Here is a 20,733-nt window from a genome sequence, read left to right as displayed (position 1 = left end):
AGCTACCAGCTCACTTCTTCGGTGCGGGCTTGTTGACCTTGACGGTCTCCTGCCCGACCTTCTCGGCGTCCATCGCGTCGGAGACCTCGGTCAGGCTCTTGCCCTCGGCGGTGGTGAATTCCTTCTTGAACTCGTTCACCGCGTCGACCAGCCCGGAAGCGGTCTCGTCGGAGAACTTGCCCGACTCGCGGATGTCCTTGAGGAGCTCTCCGTGCTTACGACGCGCGGAGTCGACGAACTCGTCACGGAAGCGGCGTACGTCCTCGGTCGGGACCGAGTCGAAGTGCCCGTTGGTACCGAGGTACACCGTGACGACCTGCTCCTCGACCGGGATCGGCGAGTACTGCGGCTGCTTGAGCACCTCGTACAGGCGGACGCCACGCTCGAGCTGCGCCTTCGACGCGTCGTCGAGGTCCGAAGCGAAGGCCGCGAAGGCCTCCAGCTCGCGGTACTGCGACAGGTCGATCCGGAGCGAACCCGAAACCTGCTTCATCGCCTTGACCTGCGCGGCACCACCCACGCGGGAAACCGAGATACCCACGTCGATGGCCGGGCGCTGACCGGCGTTGAACAGGTCCGACTGGAAGAAGCACTGACCGTCGGTGATCGAGATGACGTTGGTCGGGATGTAGGCCGACACGTCGTTCGCCTTGGTCTCGATGATCGGGAGACCGGTCAGCGAGCCCGCGCCCAGCTCGTCCGAGAGCTTCGCGCAACGCTCGAGGAGACGGGAGTGCAAGTAGAAGACGTCGCCGGGGAAGGCTTCGCGGCCCGGCGGGCGACGCAGCAGCAGCGAGATCGCGCGGTACGCGTCGGCCTGCTTGGTCAGGTCGTCGAACACGATGAGGACGTGCTTGCCCTCGTACATCCAGTGCTGGCCGATGGCCGAGCCGGTGTACGGCGCGATCCACTTGAAGCCGGCGGAGTCCGACGCGGGGGCCGCGACGATGGTGGTGTACTCCATCGCGCCGGCGTCCTCGAGGGACTTCTTCACGGCGGCGATCGTGGAGCCCTTCTGGCCGACCGCGACGTAGATGCAGCGAACCTGCTTCTTCGGGTCGCCGGTCTCCCAGTTGGCCTTCTGGTTGATGATCGTGTCCACCGCGACGGCCGTCTTACCGGTCTTGCGGTCACCGATGATCAGCTGGCGCTGTCCACGGCCGATCGGGGTCATCGCGTCGATCGCGGTGATACCGGTCTGCAGCGGCTCGGCCACCGGCTGGCGCTCGACCACCGAAGCGGCCTTGACCTCCAGCGGGCGACGCTCGCTGGTCTCGATCTCGCCGAGGCCGTCGATCGGGGCGCCCAGCGGGTTCACGACGCGGCCGAGGTAGCCCTCGCCGACCGGAACCGAGAGGACCTGACCGGTGCGCTTGACCTGCTGGCCTTCGACGACGGTCTCGAAGTCACCGAGGATCGCGGCACCGATGGAGCGCGCGTCCAGGTTCAGCGCGACACCGAGGACCCCGCCGGGGAACTCGAGCAGCTCGTTGGCCATGGCCGAGGGAAGGCCCTCTACGTGGGCGATACCGTCACCGGCGTCGATGACGACGCCAACCTCTTCCCGGCTCACGTCCGGGGCGTAACTCGAGACGTAGTTCTCGATCGCGCTACGGATCTCATCCGAGGAGATCGTCAGCTCCGCCATTTCAATCCCGCTCTCGCTTCGTTCGTGCCAGTGTGCAAAGTCGTTGATGTGGGTCAGCCAGCCAACCGGCGACGCAGGGCGTCGATGCGCCCCGCGGTGCTGCCGTCGATGACCTCGTCGCCGACGCGGACGACGAGTCCGCCGCCCAGTGACGGGTCGACCTCGACGTGCAGCGCGAGCTGCCGCCCGTAAAGGGCGTTGAGCTTCTCGCTCAGCCGAGCCTGCTGCTCGTCGGACAGCGCGCTCGCGCTGGTCACCTGGGCGACCGAGCGTTCACGGCGTTCCGCGGCCAGCTGGACCAGCCGCTCGAGGGCGTTGGCGACCCCGCGGCCCTTGGCGCGCAGGACGACCTGCTCGACGAGGGTCTCGGTGACCACGTCCACCTTGTCGGCGAACAGGTTGCGGACGAGGGTCCGCTTCGCCTCGGCGGGGGCGGCCAGGTCGGACAGTGCCCGTTCGAGCTCCGGGGCGCCCGCAACGATACGGGTGACCCGGAACAGCTGGTCTTCGACAGTGTCGATGTTCCCGGACTTCTCCGCACTGGTGAGCAGCGCCGAGCGGCCGAGGGCCTCGAGCCCGTCGGTCAGTTCGCGCGGGCTCGACCAGCGGCTGCCCGCCACGGAGTCGAGCACCTGCAGGGCCGGTTCGGAAACCTTGCCCGCGAGAATCCCGCGGGCGAGGCCGATCCGGGCTTCGGGCGAAGCCGAACCGTCGGCGACGGCCCGGCGCAGGCCGATCTCCCGGCCCAGCAGGGTGACGACCGAAAGCAACTCGTCGCCGACCGTCGCCGGGTCCGTACCCGCGGCGGCCAGAACCTCGCCGAGACGATTCTCGGCGAGGTCGAGCGCTTCACGGCTCGCAGCATGCAGCGTCATTCTGGTCTACTTCCCCGCTCCGCCTGCGGCACTCGCGGTCTCCAGCTCGGCAAGGAACCGGTCCACGGTGCCGTGACGGCGCGCGTCGTCCGCGAGCGACTCGCCGACGATGCGGCTGGCCAGCTCGATGGAGTTACGGCCGAGTTCGGCGCGCAGCTCGGCGATGATCTGCGCCTTCTGGGCCTGCAGCTGAGCCTGGCCCTGTGCGACGATGCGCTGGGACTCGGACTCCGCCTCGGCCCGCAGCTCCGCCTTGATCTGCTCGGCTTCGAGCCGGGCGTCATCGCGGATCTTCGCGGCCTCGGAACGGGCTTCCGCCAGCTGCGCCTTGTACTGCGCAAGGTTTTCTTCGGCTTCGGCCTGCGCCTTCTCGGCCCGCTCGATGCCACCCTCGATCAGCTTGGTCCGCTCCTCGTATGCCGTCTCGAAACGCGGGACGACGTACTTCTTCAGAACGAACAGCAGCAGAAGGAAGGCGATGAAACCGAGGATGAGCTCGGGAATGTGCGGCACGATCGGGTTGGGCGCCTCTTCGGCGGCCAACACCAACTCGGTCTTCAGCACAACGTCTCCTTAAGCGATGAGCGGAACTCAGCCCTAGGCGGAGGCGAGGAAGTAGATAACAATACCGATCAGCGCGAGCACCTCGGTCAGCACGAAGGTCGAGAAGGCGATGCTCTGCAGCTTGCCCTGGGCCTCCGGCTGACGAGCGGTGCCGTTGATGACGGCGGCGAAGATCAGACCCACACCGATACCGGGGCCGATCGCGCCGAGGCCGTAACCGATGGCCGCGAGACCCTTGTTGAGGTTGATAGCCTCGGTGGCGGCCTGCGCAAGAACGATGTTGCTCACGTGCGTTTCCCTTCAAACTCGGTCCGCGCGACTCACGCGGATCGGGGGCTTTGGTGTTTCTCAGTGCTCCGACGCCAGCGCGGCGCCGATGTACCCTGCGGACAGCAGTGCGAAAATGAATGCCTGCAGGACCTGGATGAATGCCTCCAGGAAGGTCATCGCGATGGCGAAGAGGAACGCCACCGGCGACGCGACCTTCACGATGCCTTCGCCCTCGGTCAGCAGGAAGCTCCCGCCGAGCGTGAAGACCATGATGATCAGGTGCCCGGCGAACATCGCGGCGAAGACTCGGATGGCCAGCGTGGCCGGGGCGATGAAGAACTTCTGCGCGAACTCGATGGTGGAGTACAGCGGCAGAACGAACCCGGGAATGCCCGCCGGTGCCAGTTCTTTCTTCAGGTAACCCTTGAAGCCGTGCCGTTTGAAACCGACGTAGTGGTACACCGGGTAAACGACAAGGAACGCCAGTGCGACCGGGAAGCCGATACGCGCCATCGTCGGGAACTGGAAGAACGGGATGATCCCGAAGAGGTTGTTCACCAGAATGAAGCTGAACAGCCCCAGGATCAGCGGGATGAACGGCTTGAAGTCGGCAGAGCCGATCTGTTCCCGCGCGATGTTGTTGCGGCCGAAGTTGTAAATCGACTCGGCGATGAACTGTCCCTTACCGGGGACGACCTTCAACCGGCGCGACGACACCATGAAGTAGGTGATGAGGATGATCAGGGAGATGACCACCAGCAGCATCGGCTTGGTGAAGCTCAACCAATAGCCGGAGCCGAACAACGGCGGTAGGTTGAAGTCTTTGACGCCTGGCGGCGTGAACTCCGCACCCTCGGCTAGTACCAGCGCGCCCACTGGGCTCCTTCCGGTTCTCCCGGCCGGCGTTCACTCCGCCGGGGGAATCGTCACGATCTGGACTTAACGTACCCGACACGTATCGGGCCGTCGGAGGCGGCCACCCCACGATGTGCTGAACATGGTTTCACGTTCCGCACACGAGGATTCTCGATGCTGCGCCCCGGGAGACAGACGCCTGCCAGCGGGTAAGAGGGGACGATTCGACACCGTCGCCACACTGCTGTTCGGGGTTCGTCATCGGGGAGCCGGCAGCCGAGGCCGCCGCCCATACGCGGACCATATCAGCAGGTCCGGACGGGCCGTACAGGCGTACTACATTGCCCCCGATCGGCCGAGGACCTAGGTCCCGTCCCAGGTCAGGACCTAGGTCCCCCGATCAGCGGGAAGCGGGGATGATCGTCGGGATCTTGGTCTTGCGGAACGCCGCGAACTCCACGGCGGCGGCCACGAGGATCGCGACGATCATGGTGACGCCGAGCGCCATCGGGTAAATCGCGGTCACGCCGCGAAGCAGGCTCAGCGCTGCGAAAAGGAGGATGAGCTTGAGCACGTAACCACCGAGAGCGATCACCATCACGAACATCGGGTCCATACCCGCGCTGAAGCGCATGAGGCCCAGCGTCGCGATAGCGGACCCGATGGCGAGCACACCGCCGATGACCGAGCCGAGCAGGCCAGGGAGTCCATTGAGGATGGTGAACACCACGACGCAGATCAGCACCGCGGGCGGAACCAGCTTCAGGGAAGCCTTCATCATCGCGTTGGCCGCCTGCAGAACCACCTTGGCGTGGGGGTTCTCCTCCGCCTCGACGGTCTTCTCGGTCTCGCTCACAGAAAGCTCCCTGGTCGTCTCAGCCGAGAAGTGTAGGCCCGCGCCGATCCCGTCTTTCAGGCAGTCTGCTTTCCGCCGTTCAGGCGGTCCGGTTCCGCGACCGCAGCCTGGGGACGACCGACACCAGGGTCGCCAGCAGGAAACCGAATCCGACGATCCAGAAAACCGCGGCGTCGTCGAACAACGTCACCGAGACGGCGCCGAACGCGAGCAGACCCGCCCACAAGTAGATGAGCAGCACCGCGCGGCGCTGCGAGTGGCCGATCTCCAGCAGGCGGTGGTGCAGGTGCATCTTGTCCGCGGCGAACGGGCTTTCGCCGCGGCGGGTGCGGCGGATGACCGCCATGATCAAGTCGAGCAGCGGCACGAACAGCACCGCGGCGACCACCACGAGCGGGGACAGCAGCGCGAGCGCGTCCTTACCACTGAACTGCGGGTACGGCACCCGGCCCGACGCGGACGTCGTCGCACCGGCCAGCATGAGGCCGATCATCATCGAGCCCGAGTCGCCCATGAAGATCTTCGCGGGCTGGAAGTTGTACGGCAGGAAGCCAAGACAGGCCCCGGCGAGCGTGGCCGCGATGAGGGCGGGCGGGTACGCGCCGACGTCGCCACCCGAGGAGTCGAGCAGGCCGAGGGAGAACGAGCAGGTCGCCGCGGCGGCGATGAAGCCGAGGCCGCCGGCGAGCCCGTCGAGGCCGTCGACGAAGTTCATCGCGTTGACCATCACGACCACCAGGACGACGGTCAGCAGCGCGCCCTGGTTCTTGTCCAGCACCAGGACCTGGCCGAAGGAATCGCTCCCGCCGCCCCACGGCACCCAGAACGACACCCATTGCACGCCGAAGATCACCAGGATCCCGGCGCACATGACCTGACCGGCCAGCTTCGTCCAGGCGTCCAGTTCGAACCGGTCGTCGAGCGCGCCGATCAGGGAGATCACGCCCGCGGCGAGCAGGACGCCCAGCGAGTCGAAGGAGAAGTCGAAGCCGCGGCTCAGCGCGGGCAGCTGGTGCGCGAGCCCCATCGCCGCTGCGACGCCCAGGAAGATGCCGATGCCGCCCATGCGCGGGATCGGCGTGACGTGGACGTCGCGGGCCCGCGGGTTCGCGATCGCGCCGATCCGGATGGCGAACCGCCGCACGACTCCGGTGAGCAGGAAGGTAACGGCCGCCGCGGTGAGGGCGACGAGGATGTACTCCCGGATCGGGAGGCCTTGCGTAGGAGGCATGGTGCGTTACGCCGCCGAGGTCCAAGTCACTCGAACACGCTACCGCGCCAGGGGGATACGGCGGCGGACGGTACTAGGACTCGGGGATCAGGCCGTGTCCTAAGCGAGTGACTCCGCGGGCACTCCCAGTACTTCCGCGATCGCGGCGCGGCTGACCGCGCCCTCCCGCAGGATGACCGGGTCGTCGCCGGTGAGATCGACCATCGAGGACGGAACGGGGTCGCCTGTGGACCCGCCGTCGAGGTAGATCGCGACGCTGTCGCCCAATTGGTCGACGGCTTCCTGTGCGTTCGACGCCGGTGGCTGACCGGAGACGTTGGCACTGGAGACGGCCATCGGGCCGACGTCACGCAGCAGTTCCAGCGCGACCGGGTGCAGCGGCATGCGCAGCATCACCGTTCCGCGTGACTGGCCCAGGTCCCACTGCAGGCTCGGCGCGTGCGGCAGGACGATGGAGAGATCGCCGGGCCAGAAGGCCTCGATGAGCGCGCGGGCCGCCGGCGGCGTGCCGAGCACCAGCCCGTCCACAGTGGACCAGGAGCCGACGAGGACACCGACCGGCATGTCCGGGCCGCGGTTTTTGGCCCGCAGGAGTGACTGGACGGCGCCGCTGTCGAAGGCGTCCGCGCCGATGCCGTAGACCGTGTCGGTCGGCAGGACGACGAGACGGCTGGAGCGGACCGCGCTCGCCGCCGCGGCGAGCCCGTCGGCCCGTGATTCACGCTTGCTGCAGTCGTACACCGCGCTCATGGCAGATGAGCGTAGTCCTGCGCTATTCGGGGGCTCGCGAAGGTGCGCTAGACGCACGAAAAGAGGCCTTCGCGTCTCGCAGGTCAGTTGAGTCGTTAGAGGCGGCTGAAGGGAGCTTTCCCCGCATGGCATGCGGGGAAAGCTCCCTTCACCGCGTGAGATGCGGGGAAAGTCCCCTTCAGCCCCTCTAGAAGGCGAAAGCGGTACAGAACGACGTCGCCGTCTTGCCCGGATCGGCGATCGACGTCGCGGTCAGCTTGATCTGCGCGACGTGGTCACCGCCCCCGGCCCGTTTGGCGTGCGCCGTCGCCGACGACCGCCCGCCGAACGGGACGGTGGACAGCTCGTTCGGCAGCCGGACCTCCCAGCCCTTCGCCGTGGTGGACGCGCTCAGGCGGTAGGTGTCGGTGTTGTACGGCGCGGCCGAGCCCTTCGCGTTGCCCGTGTTGAACACCGGGAACGAGCAGGTCGCGATCCCCTGCTTGGCGAACGCCGGGATCGACGGCCACAGCGAAACGCCCCTGGCCTGCGAGCCGGCGCCGTCGAGCGAGGCCACCGTGACGACGTAGGACAGCACGCCCTTGCGGTCGCGCTCGACGTCCGAGACCAGGAACTTCAGCCGGTTCGCCTCGTCGGTGTACTCGTACTTGCTCGCCGAGCCGGTGCCCGCCTTGAACGCGGCGTCGTTGAGCTGGCGGTAGTCGCCGATGGGGATCGGGACCGGGGTGCCGTCCGGCTTCTTGTAGTCGGTCATGCCGATGTCGGCCGGATGCGCGTCGACGATCCATTCGAACGGCGCGTTGTCCTGGTTCTTCGTTTTCGCGATGAGAACGCCGGAATCGGGAGCGAAGGAATCACTGCCCATCCGATCGACGACCTCGACGGTGTAGTTGTGGTAGCCGCCGCCGTCGCAGAAGGGATCCTTCGAGCGATCGCATTTCGGCGAAAGGTCCCCGCCGCTGAGCGCGATGTTGATTCCGCTGTAGGCGCCCTGTCCCGGCAGGACCGAACGCGCCGTGATCCGCGTCGAGACCGGGCCGGTCTTGGCGAGCTGGTTCCGGTCGAGTTTGAGCACGTCTTCGGGGTCGATGATGTCGAGCTTCATCTTGGTGCGCAGCATGTGGTGCGATCCCATCGAGCCGCCCTGCGTCGCCGGGATCTGCCAGCGGGTGTGCGGTCCGCCGGGGCCGTTGAAGCTGCCGCGCGACATCATCTCCCACGGACCGGTGTAGGTCCTGGACGGCGGAGTGCCGAACGGGTTGTTGTAGTTGTCGCCGATGCCGAGGATGTGGCTCAATTCGTGCGCGTAAACCGCCTGACCCGAGCTTTCCGCCTGGGTCGAGGAACCGGTGACCGCGTTCGGCCAGATGCTCGCCGCGGATTTCCACGAAGTCCACGGGACGTAGCGGGTGGATGCGGCGTTCGGCATTCCCGCGACACCGGGACCGAACTCGTCGGGCACGTTCCCCGGCTCACCGAATTTCATCACGCCGAATTCCTGCCAGGTCGCGCTCTCGTCCTGGCCCGCGGAAAGATAGAAGATGAAGTCGAACTGCTTGGAGACGTCACCCACGTCCGCCCGCCAGGCGGCGCCCGCGTCGGCGCGCAGGTCACGCTTGCAGTTCGCGGCAGGCGGACACGCGTCCGGCTGGAACTCCATGCCGTATTCGAAGGACTTGCCGGGCAGCCGGTACGGTCCGAACGCGGTCAGTTCGACGCCCATCCTGCCGCCGGAGTCCTCCATCCAGTACTCGTTGATCGTATGCCCCTGGTTGAGCGCCTGGGGCTTGTTGAGGAAGTCCTGGTAGAACTTCGCCACGTTCGCGCGGGGGATGTTGCTGGCGGCGGGGCCGGGGTTGCCGAACACCGTCGAATGCGGGGCCTGCGTGACGGCGAACTCCTGGTCCGGGTAGTCCGCGAGCACCACGGCGCCCTTGAACGTCCGCTTGGTCGGCTTCAGCGCGGGATCGGCCCAGTTGGTGCCGGGCGGCTTGCGGTAGTCGTCCCACGTCATGTGGTCCTGGTTCTCCCAGGTCGACCCGTCGATGGGGGCGGGCCAGCCCTTCACCGGCACCGCGGCGGACGCGGGCTGGGCGACCAAAGCGGGCAACAGGGTGACGGCGGCGAGGACGGCGAGTGTTTTGAGTGGAGCTCGTCGGAGAGACGATCGCATCGGGGTACCTCCCAGTCGGACCGCCGATGAGGCGGCCGTGATCGACGGTAGGAGGTGGGCTTTGCCCTGGGCACCGCCGGAAGTCGTGAGTCCCGCTAACCATCCGGCGGCCCCTCTCCCGTGTTTAGTCCTCTAGTTGCGGTACTTGCACGTGCAAGTACCGCAACTAGAGGACTAACCGCGGGAGAGACGGGTGTCAGGAGACGCGCAGGGCGGTGACGAAACGCGGGCGACCGGCGAGGTCGAGGTGCCCCCGGACGTCGGTCAGCACCCGGCGCGCCCGCACCAGCGCCGGGACGGCGGAGCCGTGCGTGTCGTCGTGCTCGATCGCCATCCCGCCGGTGGGCCGCAGCAGCCGCGCGGCGGCGGCGATCGCGTGCCGGATCACCGCCAGGCCGCTCTCCTCCGCGAACACCGCCCGCGCCGGGTCGTGCTCGGCGACCTCGGCGGGCACCGGCGTGCCTTCGGGCACGTACGGCGGGTTGCACAGGACCAGGTCGACGAGCCCGTCGAGTTCGGCGAACATCGTGCTGTCGGCGACGTCGCCGGAGTACAGCCGGATGGGTGTGTCCCCCGCGTCGGCGTGGACGTCGGCGTTGTGCCGGGCCCAGGCGAGCGCCTGCGCGTCGATGTCGACGGCGTAGACGACGGCGTCCGGCCGCGCGTGCTGCACGGCCAGCGCCAGCGCGCCCGAGCCGGTGCACAGGTCGACCACCACCGGGTACTCGCGTCCGTGCAGCAGTTTGAGACCCCATTCCAGGAGCAGTTCGGTCTCCGGCCGCGGGACGAACACCCCGGCGCCGACGTTGACCGTGATGTCGCCGAGCGCGGCCCAGCCGGTGAGGTACTGCAGCGGGATCCGCTTGGCCCGCTGGTTCACGAGCTGGCCGATCGCGTCGATGACCGGCGGGTCCACCAGCGGCACCATCGGCAGGCGGCCACGTTCGACGCCGAGGACATGGGAGGCGATGATCTCCGCGTCCGAGCGGGGTGACGCCACCCCGGCCTCGGTGAGAATGCGGGTCGCTTCCATGATGGCGAGGCGCAACGGCTGCCGGTTCACTGGTGTTCCTTCACAGGGTCAAGCCTGACATACGAGGCACGCGTGCCGCGGTCGATACACGCGGGCTCAGGGTATCGATTCCTTTCAGCGCACCCGCCACGAGAGTGACGACAACGTCAGCGCCGCTTCGGCCACTCGCCGCGCGAGGTCGGTCTGAAGGCTCTTCGTCGCCGAAGCGATCCACTCGTCGACGTTCTGTACGCCGATATCGCGGTACTCGACGGCCTGGAGCAGCATCTCGAGTTTGTCCGCGTCGCGTGCGTAGAGCGCCTCCGGGCTCTTCGCGGTCTCGTATTCGTCGACGGCCTCGCGCACCGAGTCGCGCGCGGCGCCGGGAAGTGCCGACGTCTGCGCGGCGGTGATCGCTCGCGGGTCCGGCTTCTCGACGAAACCCTTGATCGTATGCGGGAGGTCCCCGGTCCGCGTCTCCTGCGTGTCGTGCCAGAGCGCGAGGTACGCCGCCTTCGCCGGGTCGGCGCCGCCCTCGGCCGCCAGCAGGCCTGCCAGCTGCGCGACCCGCGTGGTGTGCTCGGCGACCGATTCGGGATCACGGACCCCCGCCTGCCACCACCCGGCCCGCCGGATCCGTTTGAGCACACCCAGTTCGAACCCGAACCTGGCCAGGGCTTCCACGCTGCTCCCCTACGCGTCGACGGTGAGATATCCGGCCAGTGTCCCGCGACGCCGCCTGAGCGTGTCGATGTGGTCGTCCATCTCGGCCAGTTCGCGCCGGATCTCCGCCACGACCGTCGGGCACAGGTCGAGTTGCGGCAGTTCGCCGTTCACGCACGGCGCACCATGACGATGACCTGCGTGGCCAGCCCGGCCGTGAGCAGCGCGCGGATCTGCCTCACGGTGATGGCCGCGTCGTCGTGAAGGTGCGGTGTGCTTGACCTTCACCCTCGATGGCCTCGCCCGCACCCGGCACCGGAGCCGCAGTTCGCGCCGCGACCCGGCACCCCGGGTTCACGAAACCGGACAACCGGCTCTCGCTGGGCGGCGTCCGGCGACTGTTGGCGAAGTTCCTCATCTTCGCCGCCACTGGTGAGAAGCAACGGCATCGGCGTCGAGGCCCGCGACGAATGGCTCGGCGTGATCCAGAAGTTCCTCTCCTCAAGCGTTGGAGAGGGCACGAACTGATCACCCTCCGGAATCTTCTAAGGTGACGCGGGTGAAGACCTGGGAAATCCGACTGACCTCAGGCGTATTTCTAGCCGCACTCGGGGTCCTACTCGTCCGTTTCCTGGTTCCGCGCCCGATCGGCATGGCGGACAACGGCGACGGCTGGCGCATCCTGTGCCAGCTCGGCGCCCGCGAGCTGAACCGGCCTTCGGAATACTTCGTCCGCTTCTCCTACGGCCCCGCCCCGGCCTGCAACAGCGATTACATCTCCAGCCAGAGCTGGATCGACAAGATCGCCAGCGAGGTCGGGCAGCTGCTCGGCTCGTCGGCGATCCTGAACCTGCTGGTGCTGGGCGTGCTGGGCTGTCTGCTGGTCGCGGGCGGGATCGCCGCGATCGTCGTCGGCCTGCGCCTCTCGGTCCGGAACAGCGTCATCGCCACGGCCGCGCTGCTGCTGGTCGCCGCGGACTCGGCCTTCTTCGGGTACTTCGCCTCCGTGCTGAGCGAGGGCGCCGCGTTCGTCGGGATGCTCCTGCTCGCCGGCGGGCTCCTGCTGATGCACCGCACCGGGCCGTGGCGCTACACCGGCGCCGCGGTCACCGTGCTCGGCGCGATGATCGGCATCAACGCGAAGTCGCAGACGCTGCTGCTGATCCCGCTGTTCGCGCTCGCGCTGCTGTTCGTCCGCCCGGCGGGCAGCCGCGGTCTCGCCCGGTGGGCGTTGCCGCTGGCCGTGCTCGCCGTCGTCGGCACGGGTACCGCGCTGGTGCAGGGCGCGGGCGACTCGGCCAACGCTGAGTACCGCGAGGCCAATATGTACCACGTCGTGTTCAACGGGATCGTGGACGGAAACCACGACACCACCGCTGACCTCGCCGCGCTGGGCCTCCCGCCGGAGTTCGCCCGGTACGTCGGCACAGGCTGGTGGAGCGCGAACGCAGCGTGGCGCGACCCCGAATACGCCCAGTACCGCGACAAGATCAGCCGCCGCAACGTCGCCCAGTACTACCTCGATCACCCGGGACGGGTGGTCGAGATGCTGCACAGGTCCGCGCAGGAGACGCTGACCGCACGGGTGCCGAACCTCGGCAGCTTCGGCGAGCACGCCGGGCAGCCACCGCTCGCCAAGGAGTACCGGATCCCGGTGCTGTCCGGGATCACCGGCTCGATCGCGCCGCTGGGGCTGTTCGCCCTGCTGCCGATCTGGCTGCTCATCGGCTGGGCCGGGCTGCGAGCCTTCCGTAATCGCGCCGGGCGCCGCGACGTCGGCATCGTGGTGCTCATGTTCCTGCTCTTCGCGATGGGCCAGCTCCTGGTCTCCGGTCTCGCGGAAGGCATCGAGAACGTCAAGCACCAGCAGCTGACGATCTACCCGACCCTGCTCGCCGCCGCCTTCGCCGCACTCTCGTTCCTGCCTCGGCGCCAGGAAGAGGTGCCGGTCGCCGAGGAACACGAGCCGGAGACGGCGTCCATCTCCGGCTGACGCTCATCCGCAGGTTTGTGCGTTCTCGGGGTTCCGGTCGTATCGCAGTCCACTTCGACCGACTGAGTGGACGAGGTTGTCCCAGACGGTTCAACAAGGACGATGGCGACTACTTGGATCCCATTCCGAACAGCGGACGTACGGGGAGGCCGTTTGCTGGAGCATCGACTCAGCCAAGAAAACAAGACCTACATCGGCCGCAGGGAAGGGGACTTTCGCGGCAACCGCCAGAACCCACTCGCTGAGCGCAGCATGCCGGAGTATGAAGGCCACGAGGCGCGGCTTAAGCAGCTGCGAGGCGGGAGCTGCCCGTGAACCCGCCGCTGGCAGCGAACGATCTGCGAGCCGCCCTGGAGTCACTGGATCATGTCTTCGAGGCGTTCGCCGAAGAGATGGACGGAGAACCGACACTCGGAGAATTCCTCGAAATCCTGAGTATGTCGGTTCAGCCAGGAGACAGCACTCTTGCTGATGCTTCCTTTCCGCTTCTGATGAAGGCGAAGAAGAAGGACAACAGTTGGTACAAAGCTGAGCCTTCAGACAGGGTCGTTTCGCTCAACGACAACACCTTCAGCGTGGCAAGCGCGTTCCTGACACTTCTCATCGACCGGAGTAGTGCAGGTAGCCCCCAGACGATGTCGACCGAAAACCTCGCGAGCCGCATCCTCGAGGTGCTTGAGGCCAGTAACCGTCCCTTCGCCGACATCGCGGGTCGAGAACATTCAGGCTTTGTCCTTAACCTGCGACGAAGAACGCACAGCCGCAGGTCGGCGACGTCGTCGCGATCCCCGCGGAGCCGCGAGGGCATCACTTGGCGGTTGCACTCGGGGCTGACACCATGGGCCTTGCCGTCGGGCTACTGGCAGGCGTCTCCTCTCGACCGCAGGTCGGCGACGTCGGTGCCATCGCGCTCGACACATTCCGATCTACACTGGCCATAGGTTGATCAGGAACAGTACTCGGCCGATTGTCGGAAACTACCCGGCGCTCCTCGAATCGTTCCCTGATCCACCCTAGGTCTATTGGAATGCCGTGACGGGCTCGGGCCATCGGTTCGGTGAGTACGGCGGTGCAGGACCTCTCGAAGGACCATTTCGCCTTCTTGGCAAGGCCGAAGCGAAGGCTGTCGGCCTCCTGGACGGAACCTATCGGGCGACTTATATGGACGAGTACTTCCAGAAGCAACTCAACGAAGGGCGCTTCGACAACGGTCCGGCGCCGAGGTCCTGGCTCTGACCAGTAGGTGTCATGCCGGGCCTACGTTCGCCTAAGACCCGACTTCGCGGCGCCGACGTCGGCCGGCAGATGCTCGACGCGCATCTGCCGGCCGACGTATTGATTCCTGCGAAAGTTTCACCGCTGGAGAAAACCTCGCGACCACATATGACGCCACGCCACAAAACGCGTGTCCTCGAGCACCCTCACAGGACGGGTGTCGTTCCACCCGACGTGCAGTCCGCGTAGGCTTGGCACACCCGCACTCGCCGAAGGGCCAGCGAAATAGTCATGGATCTCCGGGAAACGGAAGTCGTCACGCGGATATCCGCGAATATCGAAACCGGCGATTTCGCCGCCGCCACCGCGCTGGGCGAACGTCTCATCGGTGAGTTCGAAGCCACCGAGCTGGAGATTTGCCGTGCGGACCCCGAAGGCGACTGGAAGGGCTACTCAGTCTCCGTCGGCTATCGCACGCCTCCGGCGAACGGCGAGGAACCCGCCGAGACGCTGCACCGGGCCGCGGTACCGGCGCTTTTCCACTTCGGCCTGAATGCGGAATTCTTCGAAATCCGCGGCACGCCGGAGACCGGCCATTACGGAAGCTACGACGCCTACGACACCCAAGCCGACGGATACACGCTTTATTCACTGATGGCGGCCGTCGGCGGCACCGATCCGCGCGAACCGGCGTACGTCCCCCGGCACGATTTCACCCCGCGTGAGGAAACAGATGTCATTTCGCGGGTGCATCTTTACGTCCCCACCGGCGACCTACGGCTGGCCGTGGACCTGTGCGGCGGGCCCGCGACCGACCTTTCGGCGTCGCTGGTCCGGATCAGCACGGACGCGGGGCCCTGCGAAGCGGTGCTGCTGTCGGCTTTCCCTGCCGTCGCCGGGGAAAGTGGCGAAGAGGCGCTCCGCCGGGTCACGAACGAGGTGACCGAGCGGCTCTCCCACGTGGGCATGTCCGTCCGGGCCATCCACACCGGACTGGAGGACGACCCGTTCGCCACCGAACCGGGCTAGCTGTGCCGTGATCGTGCCTGCCTGGCGCCATCCTTCGGCAGGCAACACCCGGTCACGCGACACCAGCCGTCCGGCTACCTGGTTTCCGAGAGGACCGCCAAGGCGGCCTTGGCCGCGGCCACCACCTGAGGCCATTCGGCCGAATTCAGGTATTCCTCGTCCGACAGCTTCGTGCCCAGCTTGCCGAACAGGTTCTCGAAAGCGTCGCTCAGCGGACCGAAGACCGCCACCTCACGCTCGTCACGCAAAATGTCGCCGATGGTGTTTTCCGGCGCTTCGAGCATTTGGACATCGTCCAGTGCGTTCAGCTGCGTCGTGAAGTTGTCCAGGCGCGCGGGCCGACTCTCTCCCCGGACCCACTCTCGCCCTTGGTAATCGACATCCGAGAACGCCTCGACGGCCCTCGCGACCATCTCCCGCATCGCCGGGTACGCGACACTGTCGTCCGACACTGGCCGTCAGCCCGCGTGTTCGGCCAGTCGCTCTTCGCGGTCCGCGGTGATGAGCGCGTCCAGCACGCCGTCGAGGTCGCCGTCGAGGACCTGGTCCAGGTTGTACGCCTTGTAGTTCACCCGGTGGTCGGCGATGCGGTTCTCGGCGAAGTTGTAGGTGCGGACCCGCTCAGAGCGGTCGACGGTGCGGATCTGCGAGCGGCGGGCGTCCGATGCCTTCGTGGCGGCCTCTTCCTCGGCGATCGCCTGGAGGCGGGCCTGCAGCACCTGCAGGGCGCGGGCGCGGTTCTGGATCTGCGACTTCTCGTTCTGACACGAGACGACCACGCCGGTCGGGAGGTGCGTGATGCGCACGGCCGAGTCGGTCGTGTTCACGCTCTGGCCGCCGGGGCCGGACGAGCGGTAGACGTCGATCCGCAGGTCGTTCGGGTCGATCTCGACCTCGACGTCCTCGGGTTCGGGGTAGATGAGCACGCCGGACGCGGAAGTGTGGATGCGGCCCTGCGATTCGGTGGCCGGCACGCGCTGCACGCGGTGCACCCCGCCCTCGAACTTCAACCGCGCCCAAACGCCGTCGATGGCGGCCGAACGGCTCTTGATGGACACGGTGACGTCCTTGAAGCCGCCGAGGTCCGAGTCGACAGAGTCGAGCACTTCGGCCTTCCAGCCGTGACGCTCGGCGTAGCGCAGGTACATGCGCAGCAGGTCGCCGGCGAACAGCGCCGACTCCTCGCCACCTTCACCCGATTTGATCTCCATGACCACGTCGGAGCCGTCGTACGGGTCGCGCGGCAGGAGCAGTTCGGTGAGCTTGGCCTCGAGCACGGGGATCTTGGCGGAGATCTCCTCAGCCTCGGCCGCGAAGGTCGCGTCTTCCGACACCAGCTCCTTCGCCGTCTCGAGGTCGTCGCGGGCGGCGTCGAGCTCTCGGACCGTCTTGACGACCGGGCTCAGCTCCGCATATCGGCGGCCGAGCTTGCGCGCGCGTGTCTGATCGGCGTGCACGGACGGATCGGCCAGCTGCTCTTCCAGCTGGGCGTGCTCTTCGAGCAGACCCCTTAGTGAACTCGAATCCACCACTCCACCTCTCAACTGCCCGGGCCAACCAAGGCTGCAACACCACGAAAACGGCGCCTACCCGGACATGCGGGTAGGCGCCGTCGTTCAAGCTACTTGGCGTCTTCGGCCTTTTTGCGCTTGCCGTAGCGAGCCTCGAAGCGCGCGACGCGGCCGCCGGTGTCCATGAGCTTCTGCTTGCCGGTGTAGAACGGGTGGCAGTTGGAGCAGATCTCGACGTGGAGGTTGCCGGAGGTCTTGGTGCTGCGCGTGGTGAAGGTGTTACCGCAGTCGCAGTTCACGTCCGTGACCACGTACTCGGGGTGAATACCGCTTTTCATGGTGTCCTCTCTCGTTGGCCCCGGGTCCCCGAGCGGGGTGAACCGGTGCCGGACTTCAGCGGATGAGTTTGCCAGATGCGCTGGCAGTGGGGTTAACGCACCCCTCCCCCGGCATATTCCGACACGTGGAGTAGTCAACCATCGACACCGAGTTGTACGAAATTTGTACTCGTTCACGAGACCGTCCCCCTGTTGGAAAATACTCCACGGGAGGTTTGCATCATGCGCACTATCCTCGCCAAGGTGGCGAAGCCCGCGTCCGTCGCGGCGCTGGCCATCGCGGCTTTCGCCATGGCTCCGGTCGCCGCGGCCGCTCCGGCCGCCCCCGAAGCGGGCGCCACCATCACCGCCGCCGACATCAACCCCGCGGCGGGCACGTTCACCACGGTGCCCGAGGGAGACCTCACGATCCAGGGCGCCGGAGACGGCACGCCCGCCGGTGCCGTCCAGTGGTTCAAGAACAAAGCCGGCTCCACCGCGTACCAGGGCCTCTGCGAGAAGGCCGTCGAGAACGCGTACGGGACCACTGGCGTCTGGGCCTCGGCCAACGCCCACTGGAACGGCGCGAGCCCGAAGCACACGACCGGAACGCCGCCGAAGGGCTCCTTCGTGTACTGGAACATCAGCCAGTGGGGGCACGTCGGCATCGCCGACGGTTCCGGCGGGATCTACGCCTCCAGCATCGGCGGCAAGATCGGCCACGCGTCGAGCGTGCACTACTTCAACAACTACCGCGGCTGGACTCCTGCCGCCGTCCCGCACCGCTGAGCACCTGATCTCGTGAGTCGTGTAGTGCCCCCGATGTGGCATTGGGGACGTTGAGGGTCTCCAATGCCACATTGGGGGGCACTACACGATCCGCGTTTCAACGGCGGCCGCGACGTCCAGCCAACGCCTTGTCGCGCGCGGCGAGGTCAGCCGCACCACCGGCACTCCGGGATCCGCGTCCCAGTCGCGGAGGGTCCGCCGTTTGCGGGCGAAGGACCGGAAGTGCCACACGATGATCGAGTCGCCGGAGAACATCCCCCGCAGCGTTTCGACGTTGCCGTTGCAGACCGGGCGACGGGTGACGCAGCGCACCACCGTCCGGCGCACCAGACGGCTCAGCGAAACCCAGCGCGGATAGTCCAGCGCCACGATCAGCTCGGCCCTGGGCACTGCGATGTCACGCCATTTGGCGAACATGCCATCGATGACCCAGCGGTCCTCGGCGACCAACCGCGCGATCCGGCGCCGCTGTTCCTCGTCGGCCACGGCGATCCAGCCCGGTTCCCAGGCGAGATCGTCATCCACCGAATGCCACGGCAGACCCGTGCGCTCGGCCAGCCGCCGGGCCAGGGTCGTCTTCCCCGAACCGGTGACGCCGTAGACGACGATCCGCTCTGGTAGCGAGCCCATAACGCCCCTGTCTGGCTGCGATCTCGCCGCATCTCAAGTACAGGAAGGCCCCCTTCCTTGCGCCTGGCGCAAGGAAGGGGGCCTTCCTGTACTTCGAGACCGAAAGATCAGTCGTCGTCGTTCGAGCCGAGGGCCGTCTTCGAGACCTGCATGAGGAACTCGAGGTTGGTCTTCGTCTTGCGCAGACGCGAGATCAGCAGGTCGATGGCCTGCTGCGAGTCCAGCGCGTGCAGCACCCGGTGCAGCTTGTGGATGACCGCGAGCTCGTCCGGTGAAAGCAGCAGATCTTCCTTGCGGGTACCGGACGGAGCGATGTCCACCGCGGGGAACACCCGCCGCTCGGCGATCTTCCGGTCGAGCTTGAGGTCCGCGTTCGCGGTGCCCTTGAACTCCTCGAAGATGACCGTGTCACCGGTGGACCCGGTCTCGACCATCGTCGTGGCGAAGATCGTCAGCGAGCCGCCGTTCTCGATGTTGCGTGCCGCGCCGAGGAAACGCTTCGGCGGGAACAACGCCGTCGAGTCGACACCACCCGAGAGGATCCGGCCGGATGCCGGAGCCGCCAGGTTGTACGCACGACCCAGACGAGTGATCGAGTCGAGCAGCACGACGACGTCGTGTCCCATCTCGACCAGGCGCTTCGCCCGCTCGATGGCCAGCTCCGCGACCGAGGTGTGGTCGGACGGCGGACGGTCGAAGGTGGAGGCGATGACCTCACCCTTCACCGACCGCTGCATGTCGGTGACCTCTTCCGGACGCTCGTCGACGAGGACGACCATCAGGTGGCACTCGGGGTTGTTCGTGGAGATCGCGTTCGCGATGTCCTGCATGATCGTGGTCTTACCCGCCTTCGGCGGAGACACGATCAGGGCACGCTGCCCCTTGCCGACCGGCATCACCAGGTCGATGACGCGGGTGGTGAGCTTGTGCGACTCGGTCTCGAGGCGCAGCCGCTCGTTCGGGTACAGCGGGGTCAGCTTGGTGAACTCGGGACGCCGCTTCGCCTCGTCCGGCTCCAGGCCGTTGATCGAGTCGACGCGCACCAGCGGGTTGAACTTCTGCCGCTGCTGCTCGCCGTCCCGCGGCTGGCGCACGACACCGGTGATGGCGTCACCGCGGCGCAGGCCGTACCTGCGGACCAGCGAAAGCGAGACGTACACGTCGTTCGGCCCGGCGAGGTAGCCCGAGGTACGCACGAACGCGTAGTTGTCGAGCACGTCCAGGATGCCCGCGACGGGCAGCAGGACGTCGTCCTCGCGGATCTCGGTGTCGGGCGAACCGGCCTGTTCACGGCCACCGCCGGCACCCCGGCGGCGACGGTCGCGGAAGCGACGGCCACGACGGCCGCCTTCCTCGTCGTCGTCGGCCTGCTGACCTTGGCCCTGACGCTGGCTGTTGTCCTGGCCACCGCCCTGCTGGTTGCGCTGGCGGTTGTCCTGGCCGCGGTTGTCGCGGTTGCCGTCACGGTTGCCCTGGCGGTTGCCGCCCTGCTCACCACGATCGCCGCGCTCGTTGCGGTCGCCACGCTCACCACGGTCGCCGCGTTCGTTCCGCTCGCCGCGCTCACGCTGCTCGCCGCGCTCACGCTGCTCACCACGGTCACGCTGCTGGCCACCCTGCTCGGGTGAACCCGCGGCGCGGTTGGAGCCGCGGCGACGACGGCTACGGCCGCCCTCTTCCTGCTGCGACTGGCCGTCCTGCTGGTTCTCCTGCTGCGCGGGCCGCTCGGCGGCGGGCGCGGAGCCGTTCTCCGAGACCTTTTCGGCCTTCTCGGCGCGTGGGGCTTCGGCCGGGGCGGCTTCCGCCTTCGGCGCTTCGGCCTTCGGGGCCTCCTGCTTCGGGGCCTCCGCCTTGGGTGCTTCGGCCTTGGGGGCCTTCCGTGGCGCGTCGATCCCCTCGAGCGGAAGCGTTTCGCTCGCCGCGGCGGGGGACTTGCGCTTGGTCTTGCCCTGGCGCTCGCGGATAGCCGCGATCAGGTCACCCTTACGCATACCCGTGGTCTCGCCGATGCCAAGGTCCCCAGCGATCGAGCGCAGTTCGGCGACGGTCTTGCCGGTCAATCCGCCGACCGTGCGCTTGGGAGCGACGACGCCGTTCGACTCGGCGGCGCCACCTTCGACGTCGCTCAAAAGATCGGTGTTGCTCACAAATGTCCTTCCTGACCGATCCACGCCTCCAGGTGGATCAGCGGACCGCCGTTCGCGTCCGATTGCGAAACGGCGTATCTGGCCCCCGATACGGGCGATCAGCTCCTCAGCCGTATTGAACACAGCAGAGCTGTTCCAACAGGACCAAGAAAAGGCCTCCTGCACAGGGGTTTGCGTCCTCCAAACGGAGGAAGCGGAATTCGGC

21 protein-coding genes are annotated in these 20,733 nt (G+C 67.1%); 4 read left to right on the top strand and 17 right to left on the bottom strand.

What is annotated here, in order from left to right; genetic code table 11:
* Nucleotides 1-10: 10 nt before the first annotated feature.
* The 12 genes from atpA to ACM6LR_RS15030 all read right to left on the bottom strand — a co-directional run bounded on the left by atpA (nucleotide 11) and on the right by ACM6LR_RS15030 (nucleotide 11,071).
* Nucleotides 11-1,648 (bottom strand): F0F1 ATP synthase subunit alpha, encoded by a 1,638-nt coding sequence (atpA, locus tag ACM6LR_RS15085; RefSeq protein WP_414939327.1) that lies wholly within the window; start codon nucleotides 1,646-1,648, stop codon nucleotides 11-13.
* Between the two features lie 53 nt (nucleotides 1,649-1,701).
* Nucleotides 1,702-2,523 (bottom strand): F0F1 ATP synthase subunit delta, encoded by an 822-nt coding sequence (locus ACM6LR_RS15080; RefSeq protein WP_414939328.1) that lies wholly within the window; start codon nucleotides 2,521-2,523, stop codon nucleotides 1,702-1,704.
* 6 nt (nucleotides 2,524-2,529) lie between these two features.
* On the bottom strand, nucleotides 2,530-3,087 hold the full coding sequence (locus ACM6LR_RS15075) for a F0F1 ATP synthase subunit B (RefSeq protein WP_414939329.1): 558 nt from the start codon (nucleotides 3,085-3,087) through the stop codon (nucleotides 2,530-2,532).
* A 33-nt stretch (nucleotides 3,088-3,120) separates the two neighbouring features.
* The gene (locus ACM6LR_RS15070; RefSeq protein ID WP_414939330.1) at nucleotides 3,121-3,375 is read right to left on the bottom strand and encodes an ATP F0F1 synthase subunit C; all 255 of its coding nucleotides are present in this window, start codon (nucleotides 3,373-3,375) and stop codon (nucleotides 3,121-3,123) included.
* A gap of 60 nt (nucleotides 3,376-3,435) precedes the next feature.
* Nucleotides 3,436-4,233: a F0F1 ATP synthase subunit A gene (atpB, locus tag ACM6LR_RS15065; RefSeq protein WP_414939331.1), complete on the bottom strand. Its 798-nt coding sequence runs from the start codon at nucleotides 4,231-4,233 to the stop codon at nucleotides 3,436-3,438.
* A gap of 379 nt (nucleotides 4,234-4,612) precedes the next feature.
* The gene (locus ACM6LR_RS15060) at nucleotides 4,613-5,068 is read right to left on the bottom strand and encodes a hypothetical protein (RefSeq protein ID WP_414943978.1); all 456 of its coding nucleotides are present in this window, start codon (nucleotides 5,066-5,068) and stop codon (nucleotides 4,613-4,615) included.
* A gap of 79 nt (nucleotides 5,069-5,147) precedes the next feature.
* Nucleotides 5,148-6,299, bottom strand: a complete 1,152-nt coding sequence (locus tag ACM6LR_RS15055; protein WP_414939333.1) for a glycosyltransferase family 4 protein — start codon at nucleotides 6,297-6,299, stop codon at nucleotides 5,148-5,150.
* A 99-nt stretch (nucleotides 6,300-6,398) separates the two neighbouring features.
* Nucleotides 6,399-7,049, bottom strand: coding sequence for an L-threonylcarbamoyladenylate synthase (locus tag ACM6LR_RS15050; protein ID WP_414943977.1), 651 nt, complete (start codon nucleotides 7,047-7,049; stop codon nucleotides 6,399-6,401).
* A 187-nt stretch (nucleotides 7,050-7,236) separates the two neighbouring features.
* Entirely contained in the window at nucleotides 7,237-9,222 is a 1,986-nt protein-coding gene (locus tag ACM6LR_RS15045) for a M6 family metalloprotease domain-containing protein (protein ID WP_414939335.1), read from the bottom strand.
* 196 nt (nucleotides 9,223-9,418) lie between these two features.
* On the bottom strand, nucleotides 9,419-10,285 hold the full coding sequence (gene prmC / locus ACM6LR_RS15040; protein ID WP_076162398.1) for a peptide chain release factor N(5)-glutamine methyltransferase: 867 nt from the start codon (nucleotides 10,283-10,285) through the stop codon (nucleotides 9,419-9,421).
* An 84-nt stretch (nucleotides 10,286-10,369) separates the two neighbouring features.
* Nucleotides 10,370-10,918, bottom strand: a complete 549-nt coding sequence (locus ACM6LR_RS15035) for an HD domain-containing protein (protein WP_414939336.1) — start codon at nucleotides 10,916-10,918, stop codon at nucleotides 10,370-10,372.
* Between the two features lie 9 nt (nucleotides 10,919-10,927).
* Nucleotides 10,928-11,071 (bottom strand): hypothetical protein, encoded by a 144-nt coding sequence (locus ACM6LR_RS15030; protein WP_414939337.1) that lies wholly within the window; start codon nucleotides 11,069-11,071, stop codon nucleotides 10,928-10,930.
* 385 nt (nucleotides 11,072-11,456) lie between these two features.
* Here ACM6LR_RS15030 and ACM6LR_RS15025 point away from each other — a divergent pair, with 385 nt between their 5' ends.
* The 3 genes from ACM6LR_RS15025 to ACM6LR_RS15015 all read left to right on the top strand — a co-directional run bounded on the left by ACM6LR_RS15025 (nucleotide 11,457) and on the right by ACM6LR_RS15015 (nucleotide 15,134).
* Nucleotides 11,457-12,890: a hypothetical protein gene (locus tag ACM6LR_RS15025; protein WP_414943976.1), complete on the top strand. Its 1,434-nt coding sequence runs from the start codon at nucleotides 11,457-11,459 to the stop codon at nucleotides 12,888-12,890.
* Nucleotides 12,891-13,201: 311 nt separating this feature from the next.
* Nucleotides 13,202-13,831 (top strand): hypothetical protein, encoded by a 630-nt coding sequence (locus ACM6LR_RS15020; RefSeq protein WP_414943975.1) that lies wholly within the window; start codon nucleotides 13,202-13,204, stop codon nucleotides 13,829-13,831.
* A gap of 565 nt (nucleotides 13,832-14,396) precedes the next feature.
* Nucleotides 14,397-15,134 carry a hypothetical protein gene (locus ACM6LR_RS15015; RefSeq protein ID WP_414939340.1) on the top strand — a complete coding sequence of 246 codons (738 nt, stop codon included), beginning with the start codon at nucleotides 14,397-14,399 and terminating at the stop codon, nucleotides 15,132-15,134.
* A gap of 74 nt (nucleotides 15,135-15,208) precedes the next feature.
* Here the strand turns inward: ACM6LR_RS15015 and ACM6LR_RS15010 are convergent, their stop codons facing one another.
* From ACM6LR_RS15010 to rpmE, 3 genes are all read right to left on the bottom strand, one after another.
* The gene (locus ACM6LR_RS15010; RefSeq protein ID WP_414939341.1) at nucleotides 15,209-15,586 is read right to left on the bottom strand and encodes an SCO4402 family protein; all 378 of its coding nucleotides are present in this window, start codon (nucleotides 15,584-15,586) and stop codon (nucleotides 15,209-15,211) included.
* Nucleotides 15,587-15,592: 6 nt separating this feature from the next.
* On the bottom strand, nucleotides 15,593-16,663 hold the full coding sequence (prfA, locus tag ACM6LR_RS15005; RefSeq protein WP_414939342.1) for a peptide chain release factor 1: 1,071 nt from the start codon (nucleotides 16,661-16,663) through the stop codon (nucleotides 15,593-15,595).
* 92 nt (nucleotides 16,664-16,755) lie between these two features.
* On the bottom strand, nucleotides 16,756-16,983 hold the full coding sequence (rpmE, locus tag ACM6LR_RS15000; protein ID WP_414939343.1) for a 50S ribosomal protein L31: 228 nt from the start codon (nucleotides 16,981-16,983) through the stop codon (nucleotides 16,756-16,758).
* Between the two features lie 222 nt (nucleotides 16,984-17,205).
* Between rpmE and ACM6LR_RS14995 the strand changes: the two genes are divergently transcribed.
* Nucleotides 17,206-17,751, top strand: a complete 546-nt coding sequence (locus ACM6LR_RS14995) for a CHAP domain-containing protein (protein ID WP_414939344.1) — start codon at nucleotides 17,206-17,208, stop codon at nucleotides 17,749-17,751.
* An 81-nt stretch (nucleotides 17,752-17,832) separates the two neighbouring features.
* Here ACM6LR_RS14995 and ACM6LR_RS14990 read toward each other — a convergent pair whose 3' ends face one another.
* Nucleotides 17,833-18,381 (bottom strand): AAA family ATPase, encoded by a 549-nt coding sequence (locus tag ACM6LR_RS14990; protein WP_414943974.1) that lies wholly within the window; start codon nucleotides 18,379-18,381, stop codon nucleotides 17,833-17,835.
* Nucleotides 18,382-18,488: 107 nt separating this feature from the next.
* Nucleotides 18,489-20,528, bottom strand: coding sequence for a transcription termination factor Rho (rho, locus tag ACM6LR_RS14985; protein WP_414943973.1), 2,040 nt, complete (start codon nucleotides 20,526-20,528; stop codon nucleotides 18,489-18,491).
* Nucleotides 20,529-20,733 lie beyond the last annotated feature (205 nt).

The organism is Amycolatopsis sp. cmx-11-32, assembly GCF_047608695.1.
Lineage (GTDB): Bacteria > Actinomycetota > Actinomycetes > Mycobacteriales > Pseudonocardiaceae > Amycolatopsis.
Note: the sequence above shows the minus strand (reverse complement) of the source record. Positions and strands in the feature narration are given on the sequence as shown.

Coding starts and splice junctions, on each gene's coding strand:
- atpA (WP_414939327.1), bottom strand. CDS start 1,648: ATGGCGGAGCTGACGATCTCCTCGGATGAGATCCGTAGCGCGATCGAG.
- ACM6LR_RS15080 (WP_414939328.1), bottom strand. CDS start 2,523: ATGACGCTGCATGCTGCGAGCCGTGAAGCGCTCGACCTCGCCGAGAAT.
- ACM6LR_RS15055 (WP_414939333.1), bottom strand. CDS start 6,299: ATGCCTCCTACGCAAGGCCTCCCGATCCGGGAGTACATCCTCGTCGCC.
- ACM6LR_RS15050 (WP_414943977.1), bottom strand. CDS start 7,049: ATGAGCGCGGTGTACGACTGCAGCAAGCGTGAATCACGGGCCGACGGG.
- ACM6LR_RS15045 (WP_414939335.1), bottom strand. CDS start 9,222: ATGCGATCGTCTCTCCGACGAGCTCCACTCAAAACACTCGCCGTCCTC.
- ACM6LR_RS15015 (WP_414939340.1), top strand. CDS start 14,397: ATGGATCTCCGGGAAACGGAAGTCGTCACGCGGATATCCGCGAATATC.
- rpmE (WP_414939343.1), bottom strand. CDS start 16,983: ATGAAAAGCGGTATTCACCCCGAGTACGTGGTCACGGACGTGAACTGC.
- ACM6LR_RS14995 (WP_414939344.1), top strand. CDS start 17,206: ATGCGCACTATCCTCGCCAAGGTGGCGAAGCCCGCGTCCGTCGCGGCG.
- ACM6LR_RS14990 (WP_414943974.1), bottom strand. CDS start 18,381: ATGGGCTCGCTACCAGAGCGGATCGTCGTCTACGGCGTCACCGGTTCG.